The sequence below is a fragment of the Actinosynnema sp. NPDC059335 genome (assembly GCF_042752395.1).
Classification (GTDB): domain Bacteria; phylum Actinomycetota; class Actinomycetes; order Mycobacteriales; family Pseudonocardiaceae; genus Actinosynnema.
In genome coordinates this window covers 27,544-36,860 of the sequence record NZ_JBHYXZ010000084.1, presented here as the reverse complement: position 1 = coordinate 36,860, position 9,317 = coordinate 27,544, and the positions used below count along the sequence as shown (strand labels likewise).

The following is a 9,317-nucleotide window of genomic DNA, read 5'->3' as shown; positions in this document are numbered from 1 at the left end:
GGTCGGCGGGATGACACGGACACCGGACCCACAACCCAACGAAAGATCCAGGCGGGGTTGTCCATCCTGCTGATCTGCCCGTCCGGCGAGGACGCTTTTAAAAGCTTTTTAAGCGCCGAACGACGCCAACATCCGACCGAATCCCGACCGGACCCCGGACCGACGCCCTACCGGACCATGTCCTTGCGCAACTCCCGGGGCAGCGCGAACGCGATCTTCTCGTTCGCCGTGGTGATCTCCTCGACCTCGCCGTACCCGTGCGTCGCCAGGAACTCCAGCAGCTCCATCACCAGGATGTCCGGCACGGACGCGCCCGACGTCACGCCGACCGTCGTCACGCCCTCCAGCCACGCCAGGTCGACCTCGCGCGCGTAGTCGATCAGGTACGCCGCCCGCGCGCCCGCCTGCAGCGCCACCTCGACCAGCCGCACCGAGTTGGACGAGTTCTTCGACCCGACCACCAGCACGAGGTCGCACTCCGGGGCCATGGTCTTCACGGCGGTCTGCCGGTTGGACGTGGCGTAGCAGATGTCGTCCGACGGCGGCTCCTGGAGGTCCGGGAACCGCTCCTGCAGCTGCCGCACGCGGACCATCGTCTCGTCGACCGACAGGGTGGTCTGGGACAGCCAGACCACCTTGGACGGATCCCGCACCACGACCTTGTCGACGTCCTCGGCGGTGTCCACGAGCTGGATGTGCGAGGGCGCCTCGCCGTACGTGCCCTCGACCTCCTCGTGTCCTTCGTGGCCGATCAGCAGGATGTCGTAGTCCTCGCGCGCGAACCGCTTGGCCTCGTTGTGGACCTTGGTCACCAACGGGCACGTGGCGTCGATCGTGCGCAACCCGCGCTCCGCGGCCTCCGCGTGCACGGCCGGCGACACGCCGTGCGCCGAGAACACCACCAGCGCGCCCTCGGGCACCTGGTCGGTCTCGTCCACGAAGATCGCGCCGCGCCGGGACAGCGTCTCCACGACGTGCTTGTTGTGGACGATCTCCTTGCGCACGTAGACCGGCGCGCCGTACTGCTCCAGCGCCTTCTCCACGGTCACGACGGCACGGTCCACGCCGGCGCAGTAGCCACGCGGCTTGGCCAGGAGCACTCGCTTGTCCATGGCCACCAGGGTACGGCGTGCCGGATGTAGGCATCCGACGGCCGACTGCGGCAGGCTGTAGGGCATGAAGCCACTGCCCCTGACCGTACGCCTCGCCGCGGGGCTGGCGGTCACCGCCGTCGAGCAGGCCCGGAAGCTCCCCCGGCAGCTCGCGGGTCTGCCGGTCACCGTGGTCAGTGAGGCCCTGCAGCTGTCCATGCGGGTCCAGCAGCGGGTGACGGAACTCGCAATCAAGGGTGACGACGTGCTGTCCGTGCTGCGGCCGGTGGAGCAGGAACCCGAGTGGGCGACGTTCGACGAGGACGAGCCGGAGGCGACCGCCGAGCCGCGGGGCGACGACCCGTGGGCGGAGGAGGAGCAGGCGATCGCGGCCGAGCCGCCCGCGGTGCTGCCGAACTACGACGAGCTGACGTTGGCGCAGCTCAGGGCGCGTTTGCGGACGTTGAGCGAGGAGGACCTGGAGGAGCTGCTGGCGCACGAGCGCACGCACGCGGCCCGACCAGAGTTCACCGGCATGCTCACCCGCCGCATCGCGAACCTGAAGAGCCAGTGAACGCCGGGAGCCCGAACGTCGAGAGGTCCCAGCCGCCCGGCCCGGAGAGGTCCAGCCCCGAGAACCCGTGGCCGGTGCGGACGGTCGCGCGCAAGATCTTCGACTGGATCAACCGCCTCGGTGACGTGTGGGTGGAGGGCCAGGTCACCCAGTTGAGCGCCCGTCCGGGCACCGCGACCGCGTTCCTCACCCTGCGCGACCCCTCGGTGGACATGTCGATGCAGCTGACCGCGCCGGTGGGCATGGTGCGGGAGCTGCAGCTGTCCGAGGGCAGCCGGGTGGTGGTGCACGGCAAACCCAACTTCTTCCCCAACCGGGGCACGCTGAGCCTGCGCGTGGACGAGATCCGCCAGGTGGGCATCGGGGAGCTGCTGGCCCGGATCGAACGGCTGCGCAAGCTGCTGAACGCCGAGGGCCTGTTCGACCCGCGGCGCAAGCGCAGGCCGCCGTTCCTGCCGAACAAGATCGGCCTGATCACGGGTCGGGCGTCGGCGGCGGAGCGGGACGTGCTGACGAACGCGCACGCGCGCTGGCCGGGCGCGCGGTTCCGGGTGATCAACGTGGCGGTGCAGGGGGCGTTGGCGGTGCCGCAGATCCTCACCGCCCTGGCGACCCTGGACCGCGACTCCGAAGTGGACGTGATCGTGCTGGCGCGCGGCGGCGGCAGCGTGGAGGATTTGCTGCCGTTCTCCGACGAGGCGCTGTGCCGGGCGGTGTCGCAGTGCCGCACGCCGGTGCTGTCGGCGATCGGGCACGAGCCGGACACGCCGCTGGTGGACCACGTCGCGGACGTGCGCTGCTCCACGCCCACGGACGCGGGCAAGCGGGTGGTGCCGGACGTGGCGGAGGAGGCCGAGCGGATCCGGCAGCTGCGCGACCGCAGCCGGCGCGCCCTGCACGGCTGGGTGGACCGGGAGCGGAAGCTGCTCGCGGCGCTGCGGACGCGGCCCGCGCTGTCCGACCCGTACGGCCCGCTGGACCGGCGCGCGGAGGACGTGGACCGGTTGCGGGAGCGGGCGCGGCGCGCGGTGCGCAACCGGCTCGACTCGGAGACCGCGGCGCTGACCGCGACGACGGCGCGCTTGACGACCCTCGGGCCTGCCGCCACGCTGGCGCGGGGGTACGCGGTGGTCCAGCTCGTCACCCCGGACGGGGTCGACGGGGTGCTGCGGTCGACCTCCCAGGCTCCCGAGGGCGCCCGGCTGAGGGTGCGCGTGGCCGACGGCGCCGTGCACGCGGTCGTGACGTCCGGCGGACCCGGCGACGAAGCCCAAGAAGGAGGCGGTGGTGCCGAATCCGGCACGTGAGCCCACGTTCCTGCCCTTGACGGTGGCGGCCGCGGGCGCGGCCGACGACGAGGGCGCGGTCGCCGTGCGCGGTCGCGCCGAGTCGGCCGACCGGGCCGCCGCCGACTGCTGGCTGTCGCTGGTGGCCGGCTGCACGTCCGGCCGGCAGGCGTTGATCAACCGGCTGCACGACCTGTCCGCGGCGACGTCCGACTACGCCGGGATGCGGTGGTGGCTCGGGCACGGCTCGGTGCACCGCCGGCGGGTCGCCGACGCCGAGCACCGCATCGACGACGCGGTGCGGGAGGGCGACGGCGCGGAGTTCGCCGAGGCGTTCATCGGCTACGACCAGGCGGTGGCGACCGTCGTGGTGCACGTCCAGAACCGATTGGGGAAGTTGTCCACGTGAGCGAGCTTGGCTACGAGCAGGCCAGGGACGAGTTGGTGGAGGTGGTCCGCAGGCTGGAGGCGGGCGGGTTGTCGCTGGAGGAGTCGCTGGCGCTGTGGGAGCGCGGCGAGGCCCTCGCGAAGACCTGCGAGCGGCAGCTCGCGGGCGCCCGGGAGCGGATCGATCAAGCACTCAGTGTGACCGAGGAGGACGTGGCCGAGGGGTGACGACGTGCGAGGATTGGCCTACCGGCCGGTAGTCGCACCGCAGGAGGAACCCCCATGGTCACAGGCAGCAGCCCGTCCGAGCGTCGGCGAGAGGCACCCGACCGGAACCTCGCGCTGGAACTCGTCCGGGTGACCGAGGCGGCCGCGATGGCCGCCGGTCGCTGGGTGGGCCGCGGCGACAAGAACGGCGGCGACGGCGCGGCGGTGGACGCCATGCGCAAGCTGATCGGCACGGTGTCCATGCGCGGCGTGGTGGTGATCGGCGAGGGCGAGAAGGACGAGGCGCCCATGCTGTTCAACGGCGAGGAGGTCGGCGACGGCAACGGGCCGGAGTGCGACGTGGCGGTCGACCCGATCGACGGCACCACGTTGATGGCCAAGGGCATGCCGAACGCGTTGGCGGTGCTCGCGGTGGCGGAGCGCGGCGCGATGTTCGACCCGTCGGCCGTGTTCTACATGGAGAAGCTCGCGACCGGGCCGGAGGCGGCGGACGTCATCGACATCACCGCGCCGATCGCGGAGAACATCCGCCGGATCGCGAAGGCCAAGCACAGCGACGTCTCCGACGTGACGGTGTGCATCCTGGACCGGCCGCGGCACGAGTCGCTGGTGCGCGAGGTGCGGTCGGCGGGCGCGCGGATCCACTTCATCTCCGACGGCGACGTGGCGGGCGCGATCTCCGCGGCCCGGCCGAACACCGGCATCGACCTGCTGGTCGGCATCGGCGGCACGCCGGAGGGCATCATCGCGGCGGCGGCGTTGAAGTGCATGGGCGGCGCGATCCAGGGCCGGTTGTGGCCCAAGGACGACGAGGAGCGGCGGAAGGCGCTGGACGCGGGCCACGACCTGGACCGGGTGCTGCTGACCGACGACCTGGTGCGCGGCGACAACGTGTTCTTCTGCGCGACCGGCGTCACCGACGGGGACCTGGTGCGCGGCGTGCACTACCGGGCGGGCGGCTGCACCACCCAGTCGATCGTGATGCGGTCGAAGTCGGGCACCGTGCGGATGATCGACGGGTTCCACCGGCTGACCAAGCTGCGCGAGTACTCGTCGGTCGACTTCGACATCCCCGCCGCCGAGGACGCGCTGCCGCCGCTGCCGTGACGCCGATCGACACGCCGCGCCGTCAACTGTGAACTCTCGGTCACCGCCACATACCGGCCGATCGGCTGTGGTGATCAGGTCGAGTTCATCCCTAGTTTCCGTTCCGTCCCCGAGCACCCTGCGCCGGGGACGGAGAGGAAGCGATGAAGGTTCGTACCCTGTTCACCGCCTTCGCGGTGGCGGTCGGCGCGGCACTCGCCTCGGCGGCCGGGGCGGCGGCGGCCCCGGCGACCGACGGCGGCGTCACCCCGTTCATCGTGGGCGGCGGCAACGCCACGCAGACCTACTCGTGGATGGTGTCCCTGCAGAGCACCACCGGCAGCCACTTCTGCGGCGGCTCGCTGATCAAGGCCAACTGGGTCGTCACGGCCAAGCACTGCGTGCAGGGCCGGTCGGCGTCGTCCATCCGGGCCCGCATCGGCACGACCAACCGCACCAGCGGCGGCACGGTCGCGACCGGCGCGCAGGTGGTCACGCACGCGTCGTACGACATCGCGCTGGTGCGCCTGTCCACCTCGGTGAGCCAGACGCCGATCGCGGTGGCGTCGACGTCCGGGGCGGTCGGCACGGCCACCCGCATCATCGGCTGGGGCCAGACCTGCGCCCCGCGCGGCGCCTGCGGCGCGCCGACGATCCTGCAGGAGCTGAACACGTCGATCGTGGCCGACAGCAGCTGCCTGGGCATCTACGGCTCGGTGGAGATCTGCACGAACAACCCGAACGGCAACTCGGGCGCCTGCTACGGCGACTCGGGCGGCCCGCAGGTCAAGTCCGTGAACGGCGTGTGGCAGCTCATCGGCGCCACCAGCCGCGCGGGCAACAACAGCTCCACCTGCGCCACCGCCCCGTCGATCTACATGGACGTGCCGGCGTTCCGCTCGTGGATCAGCCAGTACGCGGGCGCGGTGTAACGCCCGCCGCGGTGTTCGAAGGGCCGTCCCCCTCCGGGTGGGACGGCCCTTCCCGTTTCGTTATCGACCCGCCGACAACCGGGGCGTTCCGGGTGGCGTCTCCAGGATCAGGACACCGCACGATCTCCTGGGGGTGCGCGGATGCGCAGAGCAGCACTGGTCGTCATCGCCTTGCTGGCCACGGCCTGCGGGACGCCGGACGCGTCCGGCCCGGCCGCCGCGCCGACGTCGGGGCCGGCGTCTTCGTCTTCCCCCTCTCCCGCGCCGTCCCCCGACGTGCCGCCGGCGTCCTCCACGCCGGCCGCACCGCCCGAAGCTCCCGCGCCGCCGGAGACCACGCGGACGCCGGACCCGCAACCCGCGCCGCCGCCCGCACCACAGCCCGCGCCGCCGCCCCCGCCGGTGACCGTGGCCGGCACGCCGTGCGACATCACCGACGGCGCGTGCGTCAGCCTGTCCACCAACCAGAGCTGGCTGATCAGCGGCGGCAGGGTGAGCTACGGCCCGGTGCCGACCACCTCCGGCCGGCCCGGCTACGAGACGCCCGTCGGCTACTTCTCGGTGCTGTGGCAGGTTCGGGACGACTGGAGCATCCCCTACAACGGCCCCATGCCGTTCTCCACCTACTTCGTCGGCAACGGCATCGCGTTCCACGAGGGCAGCCTCACCGAGGAGTCGCACGGCTGCATCCACCTGTCACGCGAAGCGGCGGCGCACTACTTCGAAACCCTTCGGGTGGGTGACCAGGTTCAGGTCGCGGCATGACGCGGAGTGTTCAAACGACTCGGAAGGGGTAACCGAGGGTCGAGGAGTGATAGCGATGAGGAAGATGCTCGGCACGACGGCGATCGCCGCGACGGCCCTGACCTTCGGCCTCGCGACCCCCGCCACCGCCTCCGCTTCGACCGGCACGCCGTGCTCCGTGCAGAACGGCGCGTGCGTGCAGTTGTCCACCAACCAGGCGTGGTTGATCTACAACGGGAACGCCAGCTACGGCCCCGTCCGCGTGTCCCACGGGATGCCCGGCCACGAGACCCCGGTCGGCACCTTCCCGGTGCTGCGCAAGGTGAAGGACGACTGGAGCGTGCCCTACAACGGGCCGATGCCGAACGCGGTGTACTTCACCACCGACGGCGTCGCGTTCCACCAGGGCGACACCAACACGCAGTCGCACGGCTGCGTGCGCCTGGGCCCGCAGGAGTCGCTCGTGTTCTACGACAACCTGTTCCCGGGCGAGCAGGTGCAGGTGGTGCCCTAACCCGCGTTGCTCGAGTGGCCCGGGAACAGGTGCGCCCCGGGGTCGAGTAGCACGGCGATGTTGTTGACCGCGGTGGCGGCCTCGCCGAACCCGGTGGCGATGAGCTTCACCTTGCCGGGGTACTGGGCGACGTCGCCCGCCGCGTAGACGCGGTCCCGGGCGGTGCGCATGGTGGTGTCCACCAGCACCGCCCGGTGGTCCAGCTCCAGGCCCCACGACTCGATCGGCCCCAGGTCGGCGGTGAACCCGAGCGCCGCGACCACGGCCTGCGCGGGCAGCACCTTGCGGTCGCCGCCCTTCAGGCCCAGCTCCACCTCGGCCAGGTCGGGGTCGCCGCGCAGCTCCAGCACCTCGGCGTCGGTGATGATCTCCACGCCCAGGTCGCGGACCTGCCGCACGGTCGGCGGGTGGGCCCGGAACGTCGCCCGGCGGTGCACCAGCGTGACGCTGGACGCGATCGGGTGCAGCGCGAGGGCCCAGTCGAACGCCGAGTCGCCGCCGCCGACGACCACCACGTCCTGCCCGGTGTGCACGTTCAGCTGCGGCACGAAGTGCACCACGCCGCGGCCCAGCCAGCCGTCGCCCGCGGGCAGCGGGCGGGGCCGGAACTCGCCGATGCCCGCCGTGATCAGCACCGCGCCGGCGCGGACCACGCCGCCGTCGGCCAGCCCCACCTCCAGCCGTCCGTCCACATCGGACAGCGTGCGGGCCTGGCGGCCGAGCAGGTAGGTCGGGCGCCACTGGTCCGCCTGCCGCACGAGCGCGTCCACCAGCTCGCGCCCGCGCACCGCCGGGAACCCGGCCACGTCGAAGATCATCTTCTCCGGGTACATCGCGGTGATCTGGCCGCCCGCCTCGGGCAGCGCGTCGACCAGCGCGACCGACAGGTCCCGGAACCCCGCGTAGTACGCCGCGAACAGCCCCGTGGGGCCCGCACCGACGATCAGCAGGTCGACCTCAAGCTCCATGACTCGACCATAGGTGTTCCACGCCACTCTGTCCCGCTCCTCTTGTGCCCGGTCCGGGTGGCCGGTCCAGACTCGGTGGCATGGCTGAACAGGAGTACCGCGTCGAGCACGACACCATGGGCGAGGTCAGGGTGCCGGCGGACGCGCTGTGGCGTGCGCAGACGCAGCGCGCGGTGGAGAACTTCCCCGTCTCCGGGCGTGGCCTGGAACGCGCCCAGATCCGCGCGCTCGGCCTGCTCAAGGCCGCCGCGGCGCGGGTGAACGCCCGGTTGGGGGTACTGGAACCCGAAGTCGCCGAGGCCATCGCCGCCGCCGCCGACGCGGTGGCCGCGGGCGAGCACGACGCGCACTTCCCGGTGGACGTGTTCCAGACCGGGTCCGGCACGTCGTCGAACATGAACGCCAACGAGGTCATCGCGACCCTGGCCACCCGCGCCCTGGGCCGCGACGTGCACCCGAACGACCACGTCAACGCCTCGCAGTCGTCCAACGACACGTTCCCGACCACGCTGCGGCTCGCGGCGACGGAGGCGGTCGCGCGCGACGTCGTCCCGGCCCTGGAGCACCTGGCCTCGGTGCTGGACGCCCGGGCGGCCGACTGGACGTCCCTGGTGAAGTCGGGCCGCACGCACCTGATGGACGCCGTGCCGATCACGCTCGGCCAGGAGGCCGGCGCGTGGGCCACCCAGGTCCGGTACGGCGTCGAGCGCCTGACGTCGTCGCTGCCGCGCCTGGCGGAGCTGCCGATCGGCGGCACGGCGGTGGGCAGCGGGCTGAACGCGCCGGCGGGCTTCGGCGCGGCGGTGTCCGCGGAGCTGGCCGCCGTGACGGGCCTGCCGGTGACCGAGGCCCGCGACCACTTCGAGGCCCAGGCCACCCAGGACGGCGTGGTCGAGGTCTCCGGCCAGCTGCGGGCCACCGCGGTGGGCCTCTACAAGATCGCGAACGACCTGCGGTGGCTGGGGTCCGGCCCGCGCGCCGGGCTCGGCGAGCTGGCGCTGCCCGACCTCCAGCCCGGCTCGTCGATCATGCCGGGCAAGGTGAACCCGGTGATCCCCGAGGCCACGATGATGGTGGTGGCGCAGGTGATCGGCAACGACGCGGCGGTGGCGTTCGCCGGGTCGCAGGGCAACTTCCAGCTCAACGTGATGCTGCCGGTGATCGCCCGCAACGTCCTGGAGTCCGCCCGCCTGCTCGCCGCGGTGGCCCGGCTGCTGGCAGACAAGGTGCTCACCGGCGCGGAACCGCAGATCGAGCGGATGCGCGAGTACGCCGAGTCGTCGCCGTCGATCGTGACGCCCCTCAACCGCTACCTCGGCTACGAGGAGGCGGCCTCGATCGCCAAGCAGTCGTTGAAGGAGCGCAAGACCATCCGCGAGGTGGTCCTGGAGCGCGGCCACGTCCCGGCCAAGCTCTCCGAGGCCGAACTGGACCAGGCCCTGGACGTCCTCCGCATGGCCAACGGCAACCGCTGACCCCTCACCTCGCGCGTGTCCTACGTCCAGAA

General features: G+C 72.1%; 11 protein-coding genes. 9 read left to right on the top strand and 2 right to left on the bottom strand.

Going from position 1 to position 9,317, the window contains the following annotated elements:
* Nucleotides 1–167: 167 nt before the first annotated feature.
* Nucleotides 168–1,112 (bottom strand): 4-hydroxy-3-methylbut-2-enyl diphosphate reductase, encoded by a 945-nt coding sequence (locus ACFXGA_RS24620; RefSeq protein WP_378091481.1) that lies wholly within the window; start codon nucleotides 1,110–1,112, stop codon nucleotides 168–170.
* Nucleotides 1,113–1,176: 64 nt separating this feature from the next.
* On the opposite strand from ACFXGA_RS24620, the gene ACFXGA_RS24615 reads away from it, so the two are divergent.
* From ACFXGA_RS24615 to ACFXGA_RS24580, 8 genes are all read left to right on the top strand, one after another.
* Entirely contained in the window at nucleotides 1,177–1,665 is a 489-nt protein-coding gene (locus ACFXGA_RS24615) for a lipid droplet-associated protein (RefSeq protein ID WP_378091479.1), read from the top strand.
* Complete coding sequence (gene xseA / locus ACFXGA_RS24610) at nucleotides 1,662–2,972, top strand: exodeoxyribonuclease VII large subunit (protein WP_378091477.1); 1,311 nt, start codon at nucleotides 1,662–1,664, stop codon at nucleotides 2,970–2,972. Before ACFXGA_RS24615 ends, xseA begins: the two co-directional genes overlap by 4 nt.
* On the top strand, nucleotides 2,953–3,360 hold the full coding sequence (locus tag ACFXGA_RS24605) for a sugar ABC transporter substrate-binding protein (protein ID WP_378091475.1): 408 nt from the start codon (nucleotides 2,953–2,955) through the stop codon (nucleotides 3,358–3,360). The genes xseA and ACFXGA_RS24605 overlap by 20 nt, the downstream gene beginning before the upstream one ends.
* Nucleotides 3,357–3,566, top strand: a complete 210-nt coding sequence (locus ACFXGA_RS24600) for an exodeoxyribonuclease VII small subunit (protein ID WP_378091473.1) — start codon at nucleotides 3,357–3,359, stop codon at nucleotides 3,564–3,566. The genes ACFXGA_RS24605 and ACFXGA_RS24600 overlap by 4 nt, the downstream gene beginning before the upstream one ends.
* 54 nt (nucleotides 3,567–3,620) lie before the next feature.
* Entirely contained in the window at nucleotides 3,621–4,673 is a 1,053-nt protein-coding gene (gene glpX, locus ACFXGA_RS24595; protein ID WP_378091471.1) for a class II fructose-bisphosphatase, read from the top strand.
* Nucleotides 4,674–4,816: 143 nt separating this feature from the next.
* Complete coding sequence (locus tag ACFXGA_RS24590) at nucleotides 4,817–5,584, top strand: S1 family peptidase (protein WP_378091469.1); 768 nt, start codon at nucleotides 4,817–4,819, stop codon at nucleotides 5,582–5,584.
* A gap of 141 nt (nucleotides 5,585–5,725) precedes the next feature.
* The gene (locus tag ACFXGA_RS24585; RefSeq protein ID WP_378091467.1) at nucleotides 5,726–6,349 is read left to right on the top strand and encodes a L,D-transpeptidase; all 624 of its coding nucleotides are present in this window, start codon (nucleotides 5,726–5,728) and stop codon (nucleotides 6,347–6,349) included.
* Nucleotides 6,350–6,404: 55 nt separating this feature from the next.
* Nucleotides 6,405–6,842 carry a L,D-transpeptidase gene (locus ACFXGA_RS24580; RefSeq protein ID WP_378091465.1) on the top strand — a complete coding sequence of 146 codons (438 nt, stop codon included), beginning with the start codon at nucleotides 6,405–6,407 and terminating at the stop codon, nucleotides 6,840–6,842.
* On the opposite strand, the gene ACFXGA_RS24575 is transcribed toward ACFXGA_RS24580, so the two are convergent.
* Nucleotides 6,839–7,810 (bottom strand): NAD(P)/FAD-dependent oxidoreductase, encoded by a 972-nt coding sequence (locus tag ACFXGA_RS24575; protein WP_378091463.1) that lies wholly within the window; start codon nucleotides 7,808–7,810, stop codon nucleotides 6,839–6,841. The genes ACFXGA_RS24580 and ACFXGA_RS24575 overlap by 4 nt on opposite strands.
* A gap of 80 nt (nucleotides 7,811–7,890) precedes the next feature.
* Here ACFXGA_RS24575 and ACFXGA_RS24570 point away from each other — a divergent pair, with 80 nt between their 5' ends.
* Nucleotides 7,891–9,285, top strand: coding sequence for a class II fumarate hydratase (locus ACFXGA_RS24570; protein ID WP_378091461.1), 1,395 nt, complete (start codon nucleotides 7,891–7,893; stop codon nucleotides 9,283–9,285).
* Nucleotides 9,286–9,317 lie beyond the last annotated feature (32 nt).

What these genes read in the sequence shown, in the direction of transcription:
- ACFXGA_RS24570 (WP_378091461.1), top strand. Translation starts at nt 7,891, where the DNA reads ATGGCTGAACAGGAGTACCGCGTCGAGCACGACACCATGGGCGAGGTC.
- ACFXGA_RS24615 (WP_378091479.1), top strand. Translation starts at nt 1,177, where the DNA reads ATGAAGCCACTGCCCCTGACCGTACGCCTCGCCGCGGGGCTGGCGGTC.
- ACFXGA_RS24580 (WP_378091465.1), top strand. Translation starts at nt 6,405, where the DNA reads ATGAGGAAGATGCTCGGCACGACGGCGATCGCCGCGACGGCCCTGACC.
- glpX (WP_378091471.1), top strand. Translation starts at nt 3,621, where the DNA reads ATGGTCACAGGCAGCAGCCCGTCCGAGCGTCGGCGAGAGGCACCCGAC.
- ACFXGA_RS24575 (WP_378091463.1), bottom strand. Translation starts at nt 7,810, where the DNA reads ATGGAGCTTGAGGTCGACCTGCTGATCGTCGGTGCGGGCCCCACGGGG.
- ACFXGA_RS24620 (WP_378091481.1), bottom strand. Translation starts at nt 1,112, where the DNA reads ATGGACAAGCGAGTGCTCCTGGCCAAGCCGCGTGGCTACTGCGCCGGC.
- ACFXGA_RS24590 (WP_378091469.1), top strand. Translation starts at nt 4,817, where the DNA reads ATGAAGGTTCGTACCCTGTTCACCGCCTTCGCGGTGGCGGTCGGCGCG.
- ACFXGA_RS24585 (WP_378091467.1), top strand. Translation starts at nt 5,726, where the DNA reads ATGCGCAGAGCAGCACTGGTCGTCATCGCCTTGCTGGCCACGGCCTGC.